At 36.7% G+C, this 21,208-nt stretch carries 20 protein-coding genes; 8 read left to right on the top strand and 12 right to left on the bottom strand.

The window, feature by feature from the left end:
• Positions 1-51 precede the first annotated feature (51 nt).
• Positions 52-2,241: a DNA helicase RecQ gene (gene recQ, locus ACN9MR_RS10265; RefSeq protein WP_131031993.1), complete on the bottom strand. Its 2,190-nt coding sequence runs from the start codon at positions 2,239-2,241 to the stop codon at positions 52-54.
• 91 nt (positions 2,242-2,332) lie between these two features.
• Between recQ and ACN9MR_RS10260 the strand changes: the two genes are divergently transcribed.
• Positions 2,333-3,301 (top strand): KpsF/GutQ family sugar-phosphate isomerase, encoded by a 969-nt coding sequence (locus ACN9MR_RS10260; protein WP_426329601.1) that lies wholly within the window; start codon positions 2,333-2,335, stop codon positions 3,299-3,301.
• 15 nt (positions 3,302-3,316) lie between these two features.
• Positions 3,317-4,408, top strand: coding sequence for a mannose-1-phosphate guanylyltransferase (locus ACN9MR_RS10255; protein ID WP_426329600.1), 1,092 nt, complete (start codon positions 3,317-3,319; stop codon positions 4,406-4,408).
• A gap of 161 nt (positions 4,409-4,569) precedes the next feature.
• Here the strand turns inward: ACN9MR_RS10255 and rlmB are convergent, their stop codons facing one another.
• The gene (rlmB, locus tag ACN9MR_RS10250) at positions 4,570-5,337 is read right to left on the bottom strand and encodes a 23S rRNA (guanosine(2251)-2'-O)-methyltransferase RlmB (RefSeq protein ID WP_057934366.1); all 768 of its coding nucleotides are present in this window, start codon (positions 5,335-5,337) and stop codon (positions 4,570-4,572) included.
• A 200-nt stretch (positions 5,338-5,537) separates the two neighbouring features.
• Between rlmB and dnaB the strand changes: the two genes are divergently transcribed.
• Positions 5,538-7,100, top strand: a complete 1,563-nt coding sequence (gene dnaB, locus ACN9MR_RS10245) for a replicative DNA helicase (protein WP_029275163.1) — start codon at positions 5,538-5,540, stop codon at positions 7,098-7,100.
• 335 nt (positions 7,101-7,435) lie between these two features.
• Here dnaB and chrA read toward each other — a convergent pair whose 3' ends face one another.
• Both chrA and ACN9MR_RS10235 read right to left on the bottom strand, forming a co-directional pair.
• Positions 7,436-8,653 carry a chromate efflux transporter gene (chrA, locus tag ACN9MR_RS10240; protein WP_426329599.1) on the bottom strand — a complete coding sequence of 406 codons (1,218 nt, stop codon included), beginning with the start codon at positions 8,651-8,653 and terminating at the stop codon, positions 7,436-7,438.
• Between the two features lie 37 nt (positions 8,654-8,690).
• Positions 8,691-9,026 (bottom strand): tetratricopeptide repeat protein, encoded by a 336-nt coding sequence (locus ACN9MR_RS10235; protein ID WP_426329598.1) that lies wholly within the window; start codon positions 9,024-9,026, stop codon positions 8,691-8,693.
• Between the two features lie 131 nt (positions 9,027-9,157).
• On the opposite strand from ACN9MR_RS10235, the gene ACN9MR_RS10230 reads away from it, so the two are divergent.
• The 5 genes from ACN9MR_RS10230 (at position 9,158) to ACN9MR_RS10210 (ending at position 14,310) form a co-directional block, all read left to right on the top strand.
• Positions 9,158-9,895, top strand: coding sequence for an electron transfer flavoprotein subunit beta/FixA family protein (locus tag ACN9MR_RS10230; RefSeq protein WP_426329597.1), 738 nt, complete (start codon positions 9,158-9,160; stop codon positions 9,893-9,895).
• Positions 9,896-9,957: 62 nt separating this feature from the next.
• Positions 9,958-10,926 (top strand): electron transfer flavoprotein subunit alpha/FixB family protein, encoded by a 969-nt coding sequence (locus ACN9MR_RS10225; protein ID WP_426329596.1) that lies wholly within the window; start codon positions 9,958-9,960, stop codon positions 10,924-10,926.
• Positions 10,927-10,997: 71 nt separating this feature from the next.
• The gene (locus ACN9MR_RS10220; protein ID WP_029275168.1) at positions 10,998-11,612 is read left to right on the top strand and encodes a bifunctional nuclease family protein; all 615 of its coding nucleotides are present in this window, start codon (positions 10,998-11,000) and stop codon (positions 11,610-11,612) included.
• A 188-nt stretch (positions 11,613-11,800) separates the two neighbouring features.
• Positions 11,801-13,180, top strand: coding sequence for a nucleoside permease (locus ACN9MR_RS10215; protein ID WP_426329595.1), 1,380 nt, complete (start codon positions 11,801-11,803; stop codon positions 13,178-13,180).
• Between the two features lie 8 nt (positions 13,181-13,188).
• A complete protein-coding gene (locus ACN9MR_RS10210; RefSeq protein WP_426329594.1) occupies positions 13,189-14,310 on the top strand; it encodes a DUF3667 domain-containing protein in 1,122 nt (373 codons plus the stop codon).
• Between the two features lie 149 nt (positions 14,311-14,459).
• On the opposite strand, the gene ACN9MR_RS10205 is transcribed toward ACN9MR_RS10210, so the two are convergent.
• The 8 genes from ACN9MR_RS10205 to ACN9MR_RS10170 form a co-directional block, all read right to left on the bottom strand.
• Complete coding sequence (locus ACN9MR_RS10205) at positions 14,460-15,749, bottom strand: citrate synthase (RefSeq protein ID WP_057934373.1); 1,290 nt, start codon at positions 15,747-15,749, stop codon at positions 14,460-14,462.
• Positions 15,750-15,882: 133 nt separating this feature from the next.
• On the bottom strand, positions 15,883-16,413 hold the full coding sequence (locus tag ACN9MR_RS10200; protein ID WP_426329593.1) for a DUF3347 domain-containing protein: 531 nt from the start codon (positions 16,411-16,413) through the stop codon (positions 15,883-15,885).
• A 95-nt stretch (positions 16,414-16,508) separates the two neighbouring features.
• Positions 16,509-17,060, bottom strand: coding sequence for a hypothetical protein (locus ACN9MR_RS10195; RefSeq protein WP_426329592.1), 552 nt, complete (start codon positions 17,058-17,060; stop codon positions 16,509-16,511).
• A 149-nt stretch (positions 17,061-17,209) separates the two neighbouring features.
• The gene (locus ACN9MR_RS10190; RefSeq protein WP_426329591.1) at positions 17,210-17,728 is read right to left on the bottom strand and encodes a hypothetical protein; all 519 of its coding nucleotides are present in this window, start codon (positions 17,726-17,728) and stop codon (positions 17,210-17,212) included.
• Between the two features lie 117 nt (positions 17,729-17,845).
• Positions 17,846-18,775, bottom strand: coding sequence for a tRNA (adenosine(37)-N6)-dimethylallyltransferase MiaA (gene miaA, locus ACN9MR_RS10185; protein ID WP_426329590.1), 930 nt, complete (start codon positions 18,773-18,775; stop codon positions 17,846-17,848).
• Complete coding sequence (locus ACN9MR_RS10180; protein ID WP_426329589.1) at positions 18,775-19,434, bottom strand: hypothetical protein; 660 nt, start codon at positions 19,432-19,434, stop codon at positions 18,775-18,777. The genes miaA and ACN9MR_RS10180 overlap by 1 nt, the downstream gene beginning before the upstream one ends.
• Positions 19,435-19,611: 177 nt before the next feature.
• Positions 19,612-19,974 (bottom strand): hypothetical protein, encoded by a 363-nt coding sequence (locus ACN9MR_RS10175; RefSeq protein ID WP_426329588.1) that lies wholly within the window; start codon positions 19,972-19,974, stop codon positions 19,612-19,614.
• A 52-nt stretch (positions 19,975-20,026) separates the two neighbouring features.
• Positions 20,027-21,121, bottom strand: a complete 1,095-nt coding sequence (locus ACN9MR_RS10170; protein WP_426329587.1) for an MBL fold metallo-hydrolase — start codon at positions 21,119-21,121, stop codon at positions 20,027-20,029.
• Positions 21,122-21,208: the final 87 nt, after the last annotated feature.

The raw sequence follows: 21,208 nt of genomic DNA, 5'->3' as shown, positions 1-21,208 counted from the left end.
TGAGATCTGAGTTTGTCTCAAATCTAGTTTCTCCTATCTCGCATCTAATTTTTAATTTCCTAGTTCTGACATGAATTTAATCCGCATCAATTGAATTTCTTCGCGGGTATAATCGGTTTCGCCTAATTCGTTAAGTGCTTCGTCGATAGAATCGCTTTCAGCTGCTCTGAAATAGTCAAATACTTCATCCTGTCTATCATCATCAATTACCTCATCAATGAAATAATTTAGGTTCAGTTTAGTGCCAGAGTTTACAATCGATTCTACTTCTTTCAGAATTTCTTCATAAGTGATGCCTTTCGAATCGGCAATATCTTCCAGGCCAATCTGTCTGTCGATATTTTGAATGATCGAAACCTTCATCTGCGATTTATTGGCCTGAGTTTTTATAATCAGATCAATTGGGCGTTCGATATCGTTATCCTCGACATATTTTTTGATCAGCTCGATAAAAGGTGTCCCGAATTTCATCGCTTTACCCGAACCTACACCAGAAATCTGGCGAAGCTCTTCCATCGTAATCGGATAATGTGTGCACATTTCCTCTAAAGACGGGTCTTGGAAAACTACAAATGGTGGAACGCTTTTTTGCTTCGCGATTTTTTTGCGTAGCTCTTTAAGCAAGGATAAAAGATGGGTATCTAAAGCGCCTGTACCTTGTTTTACATCATCATCATCGTCATCGGCACCGTTTTCTATTGGTTCGTTTAGTATGAATTTAAGGCTATAAGGGTTGATAATAAAATCTCTTCCCTGTTTGGTCAACTTTAATAAACCGTAATTATCAATGTCTTTAAAAAGGTAATTATTTAAAACAGCCTGGCGGATAATCGATTTCCACATCAGCTCGCCTTCTTCTTTACCGATTCCAAATTCAGGAATCTTGCTGTGTTCGTAAGCAATGGTTTGAGCAGTTTCTAAACCTAAAAATACGTTTAACAAGTGTGCATCATCAAATTTTTCGCCTGATTTTTCGATAAATTTCAAAACGGTCAACAATTGACTTTCTGCATCAAATTGCTTTTTAGGCTTTTTGCAGTTATCACACATACAGTTACAGCCCGTTTCGTTAAAATTTTCACCGAAATAATGAAGGATCTGCTTTCGTCGGCATACGCCAGATTCAGCATAATCGATCACTTCTTTTAATATCTGTGTGCCAATTTCGCGTTCCGAAACTGGTTTATCTTTCATAAATTTTGCCAGCTTATCTACGTCTTTTTGAGCGTAGAAAGCAATACACACACCTTCGCCCCCATCACGTCCGGCCCTGCCAGTTTCCTGGTAATAACCTTCCATACTTTTAGGCACATCATGGTGAATAACAAAACGAACATCTGGTTTATCGATCCCCATACCAAAGGCAATGGTTGCAACAATTACCTCAGCATCTTCCATCAAAAATTTATCCTGTGTTTCGGCCCTAACCTTTGGATCTAGTCCCGCATGATAAGGTAAGGCACTAATTCCATTCAGATTTAATGCTTCTGCTACCTCTTCAACCTTTTTACGGCTAAGGCAGTAAATAATTCCGGATTTACCCGGATTAGATTTGATATATTTAATAATTTCTTTGGTAATGTCTCTTTTAGGACGGATTTCGTAAAATAAGTTGGGCCTGTTAAATGACGATTTAAATAATGTTGCTTCCGTCATTCCAAGATTCTTCATAATATCCTGCTGTACTTTTGGCGTAGCAGTTGCAGTTAATGCAATAATTGGAATGTTATTTCCTAATCCTGCAATAACCTGTTTAATCTTGCGGTATTCTGGCCTGAAATCGTGCCCCCATTCAGAGATACAATGCGCTTCATCAACGGCAACGAAAGAGATTTTAATCAGATTTAAAAATTCAATATTGTCCTGCTTCGCCAAAGACTCCGGCGCAACATACAGTAATTTAGTCTGACCGCTTAAAAGATCAGATTTAACTTGAGTAATTTCAGATTTGTTTAGGGATGAATTAAGAAAGTGAGCAATACTGTCATTTCCACCAAAAGCCCTTAATTGGTCAACCTGGTTTTTCATCAATGCAATTAGTGGAGAGATTACAATTGCTGTTCCCTCGCTCATTAAAGCGGGTAACTGATAGCAAATAGACTTCCCTCCGCCTGTTGGCATAATAACAAACGTGTTATTGCCTTCTAAAATATTTGTAATGATCGACTCCTGATCACCCTTGAAATTGTCAAACCCGAAGAAATTTTGTAGGTTATCAAATAACGACTTTTTCACGTCCATTTTGTGTAATAAAATATGCGATGCTATTTTTGTATCCAAAATAACATAATTTTACAAGAATTTCAAGTATTAACAGACAATTATTTTCTCTTTGAAAAGTAAAAAATCAATAATCCAATCAGCTGTAAGCACATTAGAGCTTGAGGCAGCAGCAATATTAAATGTTGCAAAGAATATTAACAGCGATTTTGAAAAAGTCGTATCAAGCATTTTACATGGCAAAGGACGGGTAATTGTTACGGGTATAGGAAAGAGTGCAATCATTGCACAAAAAATGGTAGCTACTTTTAATTCTACAGGTACCCCTGCTATTTTTATGCATGCCGCAGATGCTATTCATGGCGATCTGGGGATGATCCAGGTAGATGATATTGTAATCTGCCTCTCTAAAAGTGGAAATACACCAGAAATAAAAGTGCTTACCCCCCTGTTAAAAACATCTGGCAATCTTCTAATCGGGATGGTTGGTGAATTGAATTCTTTTTTAGCCGAACAGGCCGATCTGATTTTAAATACTTCTTTCGAAAAAGAAGCCTGTCCGCATAATCTAGCGCCAACTACCAGTACAACAGCACAATTGGCATTGGGCGATGCCTTAGCTATTTGTTTGTTGGAATGCAGAGATTTTAACGAATCCGACTTTGCAAAATATCACCCAGGCGGATCATTAGGTAAAAAGCTCTATTTAAAAGCCCGGGACCTGGCCTTGTCGAATGAGAAACCTTCCATACATCCCTCCGCTTCTGTTAAAGATGTGTTAATAGAAATTAGCAAAAACCGTTTGGGGGCTGTTGTTGTTGTTGATAGCGACGATAAGGTACTTGGCATCATTACCGATGGCGATATTAGACGGATGTTAGAAAATAACAATTCTATTGCAAATTTAAAGGCTGAAGATATAATGGGCAGAAAGCCAAAGAGCATACAATTTGATGCCTTAGCAGTTGATGCTTTAGATATTATTAAGCAAAATAACATTACACAGTTGCTAGTTCTAGAACAAAATACTTACTTTGGCATTATCCATTTACATGATCTCCTTAACGAAGGCATTGTGTAATTTTTAAAATAAAAAATGAATAAAGATTATTATGCATTAATTATGGCCGGTGGCGTCGGAAGTCGTTTTTGGCCAGTAAGTAGAACAGAATATCCAAAACAGTTTATCGATTTTTTCGGTATTGGAAAAACCTTGATTCAAAGTACTTACGAAAGATTTCTAAACATCTGTCCTCCTGAAAATATATTTATCGTTACCAACGAAATTTATTCAGATTTAATTAAAGAGCAATTACCACAATTAACAGATAACCAGATTTTGGCTGAGCCTTTAATGAGAAATACAGCCCCTTGCGTTGCTTATGGAAGTTTAAAAATAGCCGAATTAAATCCTAATGCAACGATTGTTGTTGCCCCTTCTGATCATACCATCGCAAATATTGATGGCTTTATAGCATCTATTGAGCAATCTTTAGCGGCCGCCTCGAAAAACGATTGTTTAATTACTTTGGGTATTAAACCAAACCGACCGGATACAGGTTACGGTTATATTCAGCATACAGATTATGTGCTCAATACCGATACTGATCTGCATAAGGTTAAAACTTTTACAGAAAAGCCAAATTTAGAATTGGCAAAATCATTTTTGCAGAGCGGCGATTTCTTGTGGAATGCGGGCATATTTATCTGGTCGGCGAAGTCGATACTGAACGCTTTCGAGAAACACCTTCCAGATATGTACGAAATATTTAATGTTGGTAGATCTGAGTTGAATAAAGCTGGCGAAAAAGAATTTATCAATAACGCTTATTTTCAATGTACCAATATTTCAATAGATTTTGGGATTATGGAAAAAGCAGAGAATGTTTATGTACTTCCTTCCGATTTCGGCTGGTCTGATTTAGGAACCTGGGCTTCTATTTATGAGATGGCTGAGAAAGATTATGTGGGTAATGCGGTTATCCCTTCAGAGCAGGTGCTGATGTTCGATTCATCGAACTGTATGGTAAATGTTCCTAAAGATAAATTGGTGATCCTGCAAGGGCTTCACGATTACATCGTTGTAGAAAACAATAATATGCTAATGATCTGCCCAAGAAACGAAGAGCAGCGGGTTAAAGAATTTGTGGCTGAAGTTAAATCGAGATTTGGAAATAAATTCATCTAATAGATAGATAGTATGAGATGTAAAATGGATGATGTAGCATAGTTTTCATCATCCATTTTATATTCCTATCTTATTTTATTGTGGAAGATCCTGAAACAAGTTCAGGAAGACGAACCTCAATGGGGTTTAGTAATAGATATTCATATCATTAACCCGTTTACCTAAACTGTTCTTTGTCTGACAGCTTCGTATAGAATTACTCCGGCAGCTACAGAAACATTTAACGATTCAATTTTTCCTGCCATTGGTATTTTGGCCAAGTGATCAGCTACTCTTAAAAGATCGTTAGAAATTCCTTCATCTTCCGACCCCATTACAATTGCCGTAGGCATGGTATAATCTGGGGCGTAAATAAAATCGCTGGTTTTTTCGGTACACGCTACAATTTGCAGTCCACTTTCTTGTAGAAATAAGCAGGTTTTGTGCAGGTTAGCATGGCGACAAATCGGAATGCTGAATAAGGCACCTGCAGATGTTTTAATCGCATCTGCATTGATCTGCGCTGCATTTTTTAAAGGAACAACAATTGCATGAACACCTACGCAGGCGGCCGTACGTGCAATTGCACCCATATTACGCACATCAGTAACACTATCTAAAACCAAAATTAGTGGAACTTCGCCCTTTTCGAAAACGGTTGGAATAATATCTTCAATATTCTGATAAGTAATTGGAGAAATTACAGCAATTACGCCTTGATGGTTTTTCTGCGACATGCGATTCAACTTCTCAATCGGAACGGAATTTAAAGGAATCAAAGTATCTTTTAAAAGGGCTTTTAATTCTAAAAAAAGATCGCCTCCCAGACCGCGTTGCTGGTAAATGGTTTCAATGTCTCTTCCTGCTTTAACGGCTTCTATTACTGCCCTGATGCCGAATACAAACTCATTATTCTCTTTTGCGCGTTGCGGTCTTCTAAAATTATCCATGTTTTGAAATTGTTAGGCAAAAGTATTCAAATAAAATGTTTTAGCCCTAAACAATGTGTTCCTTATTAACATTTAATTGTTTAAAAATTTATATGGCATCATAAATCCAATAAAATTTAATCTGATTATGCATCAATTTGTTAACAAACAGCTAGTAACTAATTCGAACAACCGCATCAAAATTTGCTTACTTTTGTGGAATGAGTATCGATAATGAACAAGGCGGAAAGAACAGTATAACTGCTAGAAAAAGCAGGTTAAGTAATACTATAAGTTCACAGGGGAAAATTCCCCCTCAGGCATTGGATCTTGAGGAAGCAGTTCTCGGAGCATTAATGCTCGAAAAAGATGCGCTTTCTGCTGTAATTGATGTTTTGAAACCAGAGGTTTTTTATAACATTGCCCACCAGAAAATTTTTGAAGCGATTCATATTCTATTTCAAAAATCGCGTCCGGTTGATATTTTAACAGTAACGGCAGAACTGCGAACATTAGGCTCTTTAGAAATGGTTGGTGGCGCATACTACATTACCAATTTAACCAATAGAGTTGCTTCAGCAGCAAATATCGAGTTTCATGCCCGTATTATTTCTCAGAAATATATTCAGCGTGAACTGATCAGAATTTCAACCGAAATCATTACAAATGCCTACGAAGATACAACTGATATTTTCGATCTCTTAGATCAGGCAGAAAAAGGACTTTTCGAAATTGCCCAGAATAACCTGCGTAGAGATACACAGAAAATGGACGATATCATTAAACAATCGTTAGCAACGCTTGAAGAGCTTCGTACCAAAACCGATGGTTTAACTGGTGTACCAACTGGTTTTACAGGATTAGATAGAATAACCGGTGGTTGGCAAAAGCAGGATTTAGTAATTATTGCTGCACGTCCGGCGATGGGAAAAACGGCTTTCGTACTAACCTGCGCAAGAAACGCCACCGTCGATTTTGCAAAACCAACGGTAGTATTCTCGTTAGAGATGTCTTCAGTTCAGCTGGTTAATCGTCTGATTTCTGGAGAAGCAGAAATTGAGCAGGAAAAAATCAGAAAAGGAAATTTACAGGAATGGGAATGGCAGCAGTTACACAGTAAAATTGGCCGTTTAACCGAAGCCCCCCTATTAATTGATGATACGCCTGCACTAAATATTTTTGAGTTCAGGGCAAAATGCAGAAGATTAAAATCACAATACGATATTCAATTGGTAATTGTCGATTACTTGCAGTTAATGCATGGTAAAGGCGAAGGAAAAGGCGGTGGTAATCGTGAGCAGGAAATTGGTAGTATTTCGAGGGCACTAAAATCGGTTGCAAAAGAACTTGATGTTCCGGTGCTGGCACTATCGCAGTTAAGTCGTGCGGTAGAGAGTAGACCAGGTTTGCAGGGAAAACGGCCAATGTTATCCGATTTACGTGAGTCGGGTTCAATTGAGCAGGATGCGGATATGGTATTGTTCTTGTACCGCCCTGAATATTATGGTATTACCGAGGATGAGCAAGGAAGATCACAAGCGGGTATTGGTGAGGTTATCATTGCAAAACACCGTAACGGTGAAACCGGGATTGTACCACTTAAATTCGTAGGTAAATTTGTGAAGTTTACCGATTTGGAAGAGGACTTTAATGCGCCGCCAAGTTCGTTTGCAGCTGATCCTTCAGCCGGTATGTACCCATCGCAGGATTTTGAAAAACAAAGCAACGTAATTATCCGTCCTTCAAAAATGGACGATTATAATGATGATGACCCACCGTTTTAGGAATTAGTAATCTATCTATTATTCGGAACAGAACTCATTTTTATTTTTTAGCATTTTTGAAGTTTGCTCCTGCTTTTATGTTATGATCTTTTTTGCCCTTCGACTCCGCTCAGGGTGACAAAAAAGAATTTCCGCTTCTTTTGGGATTAAAAACTATACACTGGCAAGGGAAATTTGGCCTAGTAGCAGGGAACCAACCTATCTAAACCCGATAAAACGAATGCTCCCGATTCTTCATCGGAGCAGCAGTGATAGCGGGGCTCTACATTAACCTATATAGTACTGTAATTGCTTTTCAAATTATAGTTAAGAATCAAAACCTTCATCTGTTATTACTAAAATAAATATCCAATTAATATACCTGCTAATACAATAACAGGTGGACTAACTTTTGTAAAATTTAACAATAAAAATGTAGCGACCATTATCCCTAAAAATATCCAGTTAAAGCCCATTGGTATTAACAGTAGCACAAAAGCAGCAATAATAAATCCAACGCTAACCGCATTGATTCCTGAAAGGCTATGACGGATCCGCGAGATCTTTTTCAGATCGTCCCAAAACGGTACAATAAATAAAACGAGGATTAGTCCAGGTAAGTTAATGCCAATAACCCCGATCAATCCTCCTAAAATTTGGCCCCATAGTCCGTAACCAAAATTCTTCATGCTTAATGCCCCTAAGTAACTGGTAAAAGAGAATGTTGGACCAGGTAAGGCCTGTTGTAATGCAAAACCCGATAAAAATCCGGATGAAGGCAAATAATGTTTCATCTCTACAAACTCGGTAAACATTAAAGGTACAAGCACTTGTCCACCACCAAAAACCAATATTCCGTTACGGTAAAAGTTTTCGAGCAAACGAATCGGTAAGCTAAAGGGTGATGTTCTGTTTATAATTGCACCTACTAAGGCAAACAGAAGCAAAGCACCTAAGAAGTAAATCAGTTTTTTGGGATTGATATTCGAAAAAAGTTTAACCCTTAACTCTGTCTCCTCTTTTGGTGTTTCGATGGCTGAAGAGATCATTCCGCCTATCAGTATCGACAATGGAAACACATAAGCATTTCTTAAAACTAATGTAGCAATAACCGAAGCAATGGCCAAAAATATAGAAACCTGAGAGGATAAAACCTTTTTACCAAGTTTCCATGCGCCGTAAGCTACGATACCCAGTGCAATCGGCTGGATGTATTCTAAAATATCGTTAAATTTTTGTTTTTGATCTAATAAAGCATAACTAATTGCAGCAAAGGTCATTATGGTTGCTGTGGGTAAAATCCAGATCAGGAAAGTAATAATAGCCAGTTTAAGTTTTCCAACTTTCCAGGCTATCCCGACCAGGGTTTGGGTAGATGCTGGTCCAGGAAGTACCTGTGCCAGTGCATTTAACTCTAAAAGTTCTTCCTCTGAGATAAATTTAGTGCTCTGAACAAAGTATTTAAGCAACAAAGCCAGATGCGCCTGCGCGCCTCCAAAAGAAGTAAATGTAAAAAAGATTACGTTTCTAATAAATAACCACTGTCTTTTAGCAGCAATAGGTTTTATTTGCATTTATAGTTAAACTAAAAGTCCCTTTAGGGGTTTGGGGTTAATCATCTTCATAATCTAATCCGGCAGCGGTATTATATGCGCCCTGTAATTCAGAAAAAGCGTGCATGTCTCTTTTGTTGCGTGCTATCTCCATACCCTTCTGGTAAATGGATATAGCTTTCTCTTTTTGATCATCTTTTTCGAGCAATTTCCCCAAATGGTAATAAGTACCAACATAATCAGGATGTTTATCCGTTAACTGAAGGTAAAAAGAATAAGCCTTTTCCTTATCATTTTGTGCGTTATACTCTGTGGCTAAGGCATATAGTATAAAAGGATCGTTTGGATCGCTTTCTAAAAATTCTAATAACTTACTTAAACGGGTTGATGACATTTTATTTCCTTGCTTTTTTAATTAAATTTGCAGAAAGACCTTATATAATAAACACATAACATATGGAATTATCATGAGCTAAAAATTTCAGCTTGCGATAGCTTCATAGCAATAAAAACCACTATTAACATATGAAAATATTAGTTTGTATCAGTAATGTGCCAGACACAACGACAAAAATAACTTTTACTAATGATAATACCGAATTCAATACGTCAGGAGTGCAATATATTGTTAATCCATACGATGAAATTGCATTATCAAGGGCAATTGAGCTAACCGAAGGCGGTAAAGGAACGGTAACGGTTATTAATGTAGGCGAAGCGGGTAACGATCCAACCATCAGAAAAGCGCTTGCAATTGGTGCAGATGATGCAGTTAGGGTTAATGCGGCACCGAGAGATGCCTATTTCGTGGCAAAACAGATTGCGGAATATGCAAAAGATAAAGATTTTAATATTATCCTAACCGGTCGTGAGTCTATCGATTATAATGGTAATCAGGTTGCCGCTATGGTTGGCGAATTTTTAGACATTCCATCTGTATCGATTATCAAAAAATTAGCTATTGATGGTGATACAGCAACAATTGAAAGGGAAATTGAAGGCGGTAAAGAAGTGCTAACCGTTTCAGGTAAGTTTATAGCAAGTTGTGCTGAAGGTGTAGCAGAGCCAAAAATCCCCAATATGCGCGGGATCATGAGTGCAAGGACAAAGCCATTGGCTGTTGTTGATGCAGTTGCTATCGAAGAGGTAACCAAAGTTACGAAATATGAAACTCCTGCTCCACGCGGAACGGTTAAGTTAATTCCCGCCGACCAAACAGAATCGTTAATTGGTTTACTTCACAGTGAAGCTAAAGTAATCTAAGTTTTCAGTCATAATAAATCAAATCGTTTACACCATCCTGTTAAGGATAAAGAAATAAATATATGTCAGTATTAGTATATGTAGAACAAGCTGAGGGGAAATTTAAGAAATCTGTATTTGAAGCTGTATCTTATGCCAAAGCCATTGCCGATCAACAATCAACTAATTTAACCGCAATTTCTATTGGCGATGTAGCTGATAGCGAATTAAAGGAATTAGGTAAATACGGTGCATCAAAAGTACTAAACGTAAGTGCCGATCAATTAAAAACTTTTGTAAATCAAGCCTATGCAAGTGTTATTGCTGCAGCGGCAGAAAAAGAAGGTGCCGATATTGTGGTTTTATCTAACTCTTTCTCTGGTAAAGGTTTAGCGCCGCGTATTGCAGTAAAACTTAAAGCTGGTTTAGCTGATGGTGCAGTAGAATTACCGAATACCGATGGTAAATTTTCGGTTAAGAAAACGGCTTTCTCAGGCAAAGCATTCGCCATTACCGAATTAACATCGGCTAATAAAATAATTGCTTTAAATCCAAATGCTTTTGGTGTTAAAGAAAATGCTACGGATGCGGCAATAGAGGCCTTTACTGCTGATGTTAAACAATCAGACCTGGGAACTGTTATTAAAGAAATTGTTAGGGCAACTGATAAAGTGTCATTACCTGATGCAGAATTGGTAGTGTCGGCTGGCAGAGGTTTAAAAGGACCAGAAAACTGGGGAATGATCGAAGAATTAGCTGGTTTGCTGGGTGCTGCTACAGCTTGTTCTAAGCCAGTATCGGATGCGGACTGGAGACCACATTCAGAGCACGTTGGTCAAACTGGTATTGCCATTAGCCCTAACCTTTATATTGCTATCGGTATTTCCGGTGCTATACAGCACTTGGCTGGTGTGAGTTCATCAAAAGTGATTGTAGTAATCAACAAAGATCCGGAAGCTCCTTTCTTCAAAGTGGCTGATTATGGTATTGTTGGTGATGCTTTTGAGGTTGTACCTAAATTAATTGAAGCATTAAAAGCACATAAAGGATAATTTTTGTCATCCTGAGCCTGTCGAAGGATTAAATTAAATGTTTCGACAAGCTCAACATGACATCGACAAATATGAAAAAAGTTAAATTAGATATTGTAGGTTTATCTTACAGCCAGACTCAATCTGGTGCTTATGCCCTTGTTTTAGGAGAAGTAAATGGACGCCGACGGTTACCGATTATTATTGGTGCATTTGAAGCACAGGCCATTGCAATAGAAATTGAGAAAATGACTCCTAGTAGGCCATTAACACATGATTTGTTCAAATCAATGGCTGATACTTTTCATATCAATATTCAGGAAATTATCATTTACAATCTGGTTGATGGTGTTTTTTATGCTAAGTTGATCTGTAGCGATGGTAAAAATACACATGAAGTTGATGCCAGAACATCTGACGCCATTGCTTTGGCCGTTCGGTTTAATGCCATGATTTATACCTACGAATTTATTTTGGCTTCTGCCGGAATCGTAATTGAAGGGAATGATTTTCTTTTTCTCGAAAATATGGATTCTATTGCAAAAGAGCCTGAAGCAGATAGCTTGCCTACCTCAACCCAACAACAAGGCTTTGGTGATTTGACATTAGAAGAACTTCAGCAGAAGTTACAGGAGGCCATTGCAGAGGAAGCCTATGAAAAAGCTGCAAGGTTAAGAGATGAATTGAATAAACGCGGAACATCTTAACGTTGTTGCTCATAAAAATGTTCACCTAATCAAAATTTGTCTAGATTTTTTCTCAAATCCTTTCAATAAAAAGCTAAATTCTAAGATGAGCCAAATTGTTTAAAATAATTTAGGTTCATTTTGGATTATCATTCAAAATAGTTCTATATTCAGCTTTTACTTTCAATAATTCAAACTAAACTACTATTATGAACGTTAAGTTTCGCTTAACTATAATGAGTTTCATGCAATTCTTTGTATGGGCTGCATGGTTAATTACGATTGCAAATTATTGGTTCGGAACCAAACAATGGGACGGTGCAGATTTTGGGATAATTTTCTCCACCATGGGCATTGCATCGCTATTTATGCCAACCATAACAGGTATTCTTGCTGATAAATGGATCAATGCAGAAAAGTTATATGCGATTTTACATATCCTCTACGCAGCCACCATGTTCTATCTGCCTCAAGTAGAAGATCCGCATACTTTCTTTTGGGTAATATTAGTGTCTATGTGTTTTTACATGCCAACCATTGCATTAAGTAACTCAATCAGCTATACAACGTTAAAAAATGGCAATTTCGACGTAGTAAAAAACTTTCCACCCATCCGGGTTTGGGGAACAGTTGGTTTTATTGCCGCCATGTGGCTTACCAATTTAACAGGGAATAAAGCAAGTGCAAATCAATTTTATATTGCTGGTATAAGTGCTTTATTTTTAGGTATATACTCTTTCACTCTACCTCCATGTAAACCTTTAAATTTAATCAGTGAGAAAAAAACATTCGCACAGAAACTTGGATTAGAATCTTTCAAGCTGTTTGCTGATTATAAAATGGCATTGTTTTTCATCTTCTCGATGTTTTTAGGGGCAGCATTACAATTAACCAATGCTTATGGTGATGTTTTTTTAGATGAATTTAAATTATTCCCGGTTTTCGCAGAATCTTTCGTAATCAGATATTCTACTATCATTCTATCCATCTCTCAAATATCGGAAACACTGTTTATTCTTGCCATTCCATTCTTTTTGAAAAGATTTGGGATTAAATGGGTAATTGCAATTGCCATGTTTGCCTGGGTATTACGTTTTGGATTATTTGCCTTTGGCGATCCTTCTGCCAATTTATGGATGATCATCACGTCTTGTATTGTATATGGTATGGCATTCGATTTCTTTAATATTTCGGGCTCATTGTTCGTCGAAACTTCAACCACACCAAAAACACGTTCATCTGCTCAAGGTTTATTTATGATGATGACTAACGGTTTCGGAGCTGTGTTTGGAAGTTTGGTGTCGGGTTGGATGATCAATAAATATTTTACTACCTATTATAGCAGTATCGATTCTTTATCAAAATATGTAAAGAGCGAAGCAGACAATAAACATCTGCTTCAATTTTTGAAAAACAAAGGAATCAGTGTATTAGAGAATGGAAATTTAAGCAGGGCATTAGATGTGAAAGACTGGCATAACATCTGGTTATCTTTCACCATTTATGTTCTGGTTATCGCAATAGTTTTTGTAGTCATATTTAAACACAAACATACAAGGGCAGAAGTAGAAGCCATTAACCATTTATAATTTATTCCATGTCAGCTGGTAAGTATAGAAAAGAACACAATTGCTTAAACTGCGGTGCTCATGTTGAGAAACATTATTGCAGCGATTGCGGTCAACCAAATTTAGAGTTAAAAGAAAGCTTCTGGGCTTTTATTAGTCATAGTATCGCGCATTATTTTCACTTTGATAATAAGTTCTTTCAAACCCTCTCTCCTCTTTTAACAAAGCCCGGCCAGGTTACACTCGATTATTTAGCTGGCAAAAGAGCAAGGTATATTAATCCGGTGAGCATGTACATCTTCGTCTCAATCGTATATTTTTTGGTCGTGTATTCACCAAAACATGTTGAAAAGGATCCTGATCATGGCGGGATCGGTATTGAAAATGAAAAGAGCGAAAATGTAACTGATAGTGTAAATAAAGCCCTCAAACTTACGGGAATGCCTAAAAGCATTGCAGATAGAACGACCAAATCGATTAATAAAGCGATTCGGAAAAAAGAATTTATTAAAATGGGCTTTGCTGATCAGGAAAAAGAACTGAACAGGCTTAGAACCGAAAACGATAAACTAGCATCTGATTCTATTGCCGATATGATCGAAGATTATAATGAGATCCATATTGAAAGAAATGATAGCACTTATGCAGCTTATTTAGGAAGGCAAAAGAAATTACCTCCCACCGAGCAAGACAATTGGTATGAGCGGATGATCAAAAAAAGGGCAATTAATATTGGAGAAAAATCGGAGGTCATTCAGGAAACTTTAGAACATAACCGACCAAAACAATACTTTTTGCTGATGCCTTTACTGGCCTGGTTTATTATGCTCAACTTCAGGAAAAACCATATCTATTATTTGGATCACCTGATTTTTACCATCCATGGCATGATGGTATACTTTATCGTTTCCATTTTTACCCAACCCATTATGAAACATGTGTTTGGGGAAACTTCTTTGGTCAGCAAAATTATCGAAGTTGGGGTTACCGTATATTTATTCTGGTACATGTTTAAAGCGCTTACCGTTTTTTATCAGCGCAAAACCTGGAGTACTATCTTTAAAATATTCTGGATATTGATCCTATACTCAGTTGCTTTTAAGCTTTCGGAAATGGTCATGATCAACCTGATTTATTTCGTGGCTACATAATAAATCCAAACGTCATCCTGAATTTATTTCAGGGTCTGATTTAGGATAAGATACAGAAATAGATTCAGGATGATTACAATTTGGTAAAGAGTTAACCTCATAAAAAAACCACCCGATATTATCGAGTGGTTTTTTTATGCTTAATGAAATTATTTTCTGTCTTTAAGCTCAACAAATTCTCTATCGGTTTCGCCAACATAAATCTGGCGAGGGCGGCCTATCGGCTCTTTGTTTTCGTGCATTTCTTTCCATTGTGCAATCCATCCTGGTAAACGGCCTAAAGCAAATAACACAGTGAACATTTCGGATGGGAAGCCTAATGCGCGGTAAATAATACCTGAATAGAAATCTACATTTGGATATAACTTACGGTCTATGAAGTATTGATCGGTTAAAGCTGCTTCTTCTAGTTTCTTGGCAATTTCTAAAATCGGGTCATCAATGCCTAGGTTTTCTAAGATATCATCACAAGCTTTTTTAATGATTTTAGCTCTTGGATCGAAGTTTTTATAAACCCTGTGTCCAAAACCCATCATGCGGAATGGATCGTTTTTGTCTTTCGCTTTTGCAATCCATTTCTCTGTATCACCACCATCAGCTTTAATCAACTCAAGCATATCAATCACTGCTTGATTAGCACCACCATGTAGTGGACCCCAAAGTGCAGCAATACCAGCGGCAATTGAAGCATATAAATTACAATCAGACGAACCTACGATGCGTACTGTAGATGCTGAACAGTTTTGCTCGTGATCTGCATGCAGGATAAGCAATTTGTTCATGGCGTTAACAACGATCGGATTTACATCATAATCTTCTGTACGTTGTCCAAATGTCATCCAAAGGAAATTGGTTACATAATCGTATTTATTTTTTGGATAAATAAGTGGATGACCTAATGATTTTTTATAAACGAAAGAAACAATGGTTGGGAATTTAGCCAAAAGTTTAATAATGGTTAAATCTTGTTCTTCGGCAGTTTGATTTGGTTTTAAGCACTCGGGGTAGAATGTAGATAACGAGAAGATCAGGGAACCTAATTGACCCATTGGATGAGATCTTGATGGGTAACCATCAAAAAATTTCTTCATGTCCTCATGGATCAAAGTATGCTTGCTTATGTCAGCCTGTAGATCTTCAAGTTGTTTTTGCGTTGGCAGATCTCCATAAATGATCAGATAAATAACCTCTAAAAAACTCGATTTTGCGGCAAGCTCTTCAATCGAATAACCTCTATATTTTAAAATGCCTTTTTCACCATCTAAAAATGTGATTTTACTCTTTGTAGAACCAGTATTTTTAAAACCAGTATCTAAAGTCACAAAACCTGTTAGATCTCTTAATTTTGAAATATCAATGGCCTTTTCATCTTCTGTTCCTGTAATTACTGGCAATTCTACTGTCTTACCATCAACTTTAATCTCTGCAATATCTGACATATTATTGTATTGTGTTTATAGCTTTCTAAATTATATAAAATTAATATACATGCATAACAAATCTGTTAAATTAATATGAATAATTAGTCAAAATGACGTAACAATCGTGCTTAATTAGACAGGATTTGAAATCTTATTTTGCTTTGATTTCTTCGGCAACTCGCCCACACTCCAACATTTCTTTGCCATAGTAAGGATTTTTAATTTCCTTTTCGGTTGATAACCAGTCACCTCCATCACCTTTGTTAGCCATTGGGCAATGCTGAACATAAATAGTGCCTTTTTCTATTTCCGCATTCTTAAATAATGCAATTAAATCAGCGCTTAAAACTGTGAAATCTTTTCTCTGCGAAACGAGATTATTGCTTGCAGCGATTTTGCCCGCAACAGCTGCAGTAGGCTCACAGCCTTTATAGTCAGCCAAACTCGTTTGTAACTGTGCTGCAGATTTTTGTGCACTAGCTGAATCTGATTTTACCAGTGCATTTTTTAAATCTACATATTGGTTAAAGATTTCAGATTTCTGTTTGTCTTTTATAGAAACTTCATTTTTAACCGATGCCGAATCTGTTTTTATTGAATCTTGAGTTTCTGTAGATTTTTTTTCTGCCTGGTTACAGGCCATTAAAGCGGTAAGTATTACTAATCCGAATATTCTTTTCATTGTATTTGGTTTTCGGCTCAAAATAGCAATTAAAATGGTAAATAAATAAAAAAGTCCCGATTTTCATCGGGACTTTAAATTAAATGATGTTTTAATTATAATTTGAAATTATATCCTAATCTCAGGTTAAATTGTCCGGTTTTCATGAAGTAGAGATCAGAAGCGCTATTGTTTACATAACCTTCATATTTTACACCAAGATCTAGACCGTTTTTCCATTCATAACCTAAACCTCCGGTATAAATAAAGTTCATATTAGCACCATCTTTTATGGCCAAACCAGAGCCTAACTCAGTACTTAAGTACATTCTTTCGACTGGAAACACTCTAACACCGCCTAATAAAGGGATAAATTCGAACTTAAGCGGACTTCCTTTCCATTTTAATCTGGTATAACCCCCCGAAGCTGTAAGGGCCACATAAGGGCTTAAATCATACTGAAGTTTTACATCTGCACCATAACCATAATCCATTTCAGACTTGTCCGGAAATAATCCACCGTTTACACCCACACCGATTTTAAAAGCCATTCCGCTTCCTGTTGTCATCGGCTCGGTGGTGCCCATTGTTTGAGCCTTTAAATTTGAAGTGCTTAATATTGCAAAGGCCGTTAATGTCGTTGCAAAAAGTTTAGTAACTGTTTTCATCTTAGATATTTTAAGTTATTAATTAAGGGTTTGGTTTATATACGTTAAAATACCTGAGGTGGATTTTTAAATTTTCATTTTTTTCAGAATGTTATGAAATAAAAAAGCCCCCTAAAAAAGGGGGCTTCCAATGTTATTTGTGATTAAGCTTATAGACTAAATCCGTATGCTAAACGTAGGCCAACATAACCAGTACTGTTACCATCTTTAGCTAAGCCTTCGTATTTTACGCCTAAATCTAAACCGTTACTCCAGGCATAACCAAGAGCTGGTGAATACACAAATGATGTTCCACTACCTTCGTTAGTACCAAAACCTGCACCAAGTTCTGCTAAACCATAAATACCGGAACCCGATTCGTTAAAGAAATATTTAACACCAGCTTTTACAGGAATGTATCCAAAATCTGGAACATCTACACCAGTATTACCAATTTCTTTACCTAAGAAACGGGTATAACCAGCAGTAACGGGAATCGATAATTGTTTATCAATATCAAATTGATAACGTAAATCTGCACCAAGCGCTACACTATATGCATCGCTTGTTGGTATACCGCCAAAAATTCCTATTCCTAATTTTTGAGAAGATTGCGCGTTAGCATTTGTGGTAAAGAATAAAGCCACGACAGCTGCTGAAGTAGCAATGATTTTAGTAATTGTTTTCATTTTAAAGTATTGTTTTTGAGTTAAACTAATATGCTGCAACAAATACAAAGGTTGTGCCAAAAGGGCTTTTTTAATGTCATTTAGGCCATAAACCAACATTAAGATGACCAATGAAAGTTAATTTTTATTAAGTGAAACTTTTTCAATTACAAACTGTTTTAACAGGTTTGTAGGTGCTGATGCATCGAGCCAAATGATCTCAACACTGTCCTTTTCCATTTTCCTAAAAAAGGTATTTTGCCGTTTAGCATATTGGCAAATGGCGATGCCAAGTTTAAGTTTCAGTTCATCCAATGTAAATAAGCCATCCAGATAATTAACAATGAATTTGTATTCCAAACCATAGAAAACCAGAATTTCTTTACTAATACCTTCTTTAAGCAATTGCACTACCTCCTCAATTAAGCCTGCTTTAAATCTTTGATCAAGCCTTGCCAGGATTTTTGCACGTGTTATTTCGACTTCATTCTTTAAGCCAAAAATAATGGGTTTAATTTCGGGCCGCTCTATAGCTTCCAGCTGGTTATATTTCAAATATTGTGCTATTTCTAATGCTCGGATCAGTCTTTTTTTAGAAGATAGATCAACATGATCGATGTTTTGGCTTCTATCTCTTTGCAATTTTGAAATCAACTCTTCTTTCGATAATAGATTTAGTTGATCTCTCAATTCTTGATTGACGGGAATGGCTGTAAAAGTTTGATTTTGCAAAAGACTGTGGATGTACATTCCTGTTCCACCGCAAAGGATAGGTATTTTGTTTTTTTTTGTTATGGTTTCAAAAGCTTCATAGAAATCGTTTTTAAAGGCATCTACATGATAACGTTCACCGGGAGCTAAAATATCAATGAGGTGGTGAGGAATCGTTTTGCCATTAATATGGTACTCTTGTAAGTCTTTCCCAGTACCAATATCCATCTGTTTAAATATCTGGCGGCTATCTGCACTAATAATTTCGCCATTTAACGCTTCAGCAACACTTACAGCAAGTTTCGTTTTACCAGATGCAGTTGCACCTAAAATGATGATGAGATTATGCTGATCCATTAAAATTTGAGGATAAACTTTAAACTTCCCGTATTAAACACTTCCGTTGCCAAAACCTGATTATCCTTTTTAAGCAGGCGGTTTAGATTTTCATCCAGAACATATATTTGAGGTTCTAAAATTGCTGTTTGGGTGAATCCTAGTTTAGTATAAGCCGCTCCTGCCGACCAGTCGCGGTCTGCATATGTCATCAGGTCATTAGGTTTATAAGTTTCAGCGAAAAAAGCAATCAACTTGCTAAGCCCCCCAGTAATAGAATAGCCTGCTTTAACCGCAAACCTGATCAATTCTGCCGATCTATAATTTTCAGTATGGTTCATTTTGCGTAGTGCCGAAAAAGTAGCGACAGCCACAAGCTCATCTTTTTCAAATAAACCAATTTTATATCGGCTGCTTACTGATCCCTGTAAGTGATTTTCAATTAAAAAAGAATCCGCAACGGGTTTGGTAATTTTGAATGCTTTGGTTTTTCTGCCATGAATTCGGATATTTTTGCCAAGCAAAGATTTTATTCTCGCTAAAACCTGATCTGGTTTTGATTGCCACAGATCTTCCCAAAGATGAATGAGTTTAATGTCTTCTTGAAGATATTTCTCCTGCAGCTCAATGAGATGTTGTGGGGTAAATTTATTGTTTAAATTTACCAGATGAATGATCAATTGATGATCAGTCCGTAATAATCGAAATTCATGCGCTATAAAAAAAAAGCAACCAATTTTATTATTAGCAAGTGCTAGGCTTAATTGGTGATGCCAGTTAGAATCAGAAGTTAAATTATTCAATCAGTAGAAGCTTGTTTAGAAAAATTATCTGCTACAAATTTAACCATCCGATTGTTAAATCCATTCTTTTTCTTTAAAGTTAGTATGGATAATTTCTACCAGTGTTTCTACTTCTTTTAGCTTAGAATCATCAAGGGCTGAAATTTTCAAACCCGCTTTGTTTTCGCCAAAATCACTTAAATTATGATTTGTAGTGGAAAACTCATCGGTATTGATTTTAACTTCTACAGCATCTCCATTAATATAAACACCTGAAAAAAAACGTTCAGTTACTTTTTCACCGTTTAATTCAATGTTTTTTTCACTATAAAGATCATAGCCGTTTTCCGAATTTTCGTGTACCGTATATCCGCGGGTGGCATAGGGCTGTATTCCGGCTCTAATGGTCTGAAAAATTTCAACAAGATCAGTTTTCATAATTGTATTTGATTTTAGAATTAAACACCATAGTACAATTATTGTTTAGTTTTTATTCTTCAAGCCACCAATTTTCCGTTGGTAAATATTCATTTAAAATTATTGTTTCACCTAATTTTGGGGTAACCAGAGGAAGCTGATTTGCTGCTGCAGCTAAAACCACTCTTTTTATGGGCTCGTTCCAGGGGTGCATGGCTAAGCTAAATTTGCCCCAGTGCACCGGCATTAAAACTTTTGCTTTTAAATCGATAGCAGCCTGCACTGTTTCTTCGGGAAACATATGGATGTACGGCCAATAGGCATTGTACTGTCCACATTCGAGCAAAGCTAAATCAAAAGGGCCAAACTCCTCACCTATTTTGGCGAAGTGTGTATCATAACCTGAATCGCCTCCTAAAAATAATTGGTAGTTTTCAGTTTTCAATACAAAGGCCGACCAAAGGGTTTGATTTCTTTTAAATTTTCTTCCGGTAAAATGCCTTGCCGGAACCGCTGTTAACTTCACGTTACTGAATAAGGTTATCGATTCTTTCCAGCACAATTCATTTATCTTATCAGCTTTAATTCCCCATTTTTCTAAATGTTCTCCTACGCCCAACGAAGTTACTATGGTTTTAACTTGTGGTGCAATTTTCAAAATACTGTTATAATCCAGGTGATCGTAATGATCGTGTGTGATGATCAGAAGATCAATATTCTTAAATTCTTCCGCTTTTACAACGTCTGTACCTAAAAAAGCCTTACTCCCAATAAATGAAAATGGAGATGGGGTTTTACTAAAAACAGGATCGACCAGAATCCTTAAGCCATCTATTTTGATCAGGTAAGATGAATGACCAAACCAAATAATTTCAGGGGTATCGCTTTTAGGGTCGCCGTTTATGTTAGGCAAAATAAAAGGGAGTGCTTTATCCGGAACTTTATCAGGGTGTTTTTCAAAAAAAAATGCCTTCAAAATCTTAAAAAAGCTTACACCCTCAGGCTGCATTGGTGTTACCGATTGATTTTGCAGTGCGCCATCACGATAATTGGCCAAATGGTGGATTTTTTCCAGCCGCAATCCCTTTGGTAAACGGCCAAAAACAGGCAGGTTTGTTATAATGAAGAATGCGATTAAGATAAAAAGTAAAAGATATACAGCTATCATTTTCAAAAATTAATAAAACCAAAGTAGGAATATGATTTTAAAAGAATAGCATGCTTTAGATATATGACGTATGGATTACTTGTGGTT

Source organism: Pedobacter sp. R-06, from assembly GCF_049913135.1.
Taxonomy (GTDB): Bacteria; Bacteroidota; Bacteroidia; order Sphingobacteriales; family Sphingobacteriaceae; genus Pedobacter.
Note: the sequence above shows the minus strand (reverse complement) of the source record. Positions and strands in the feature narration are given on the sequence as shown.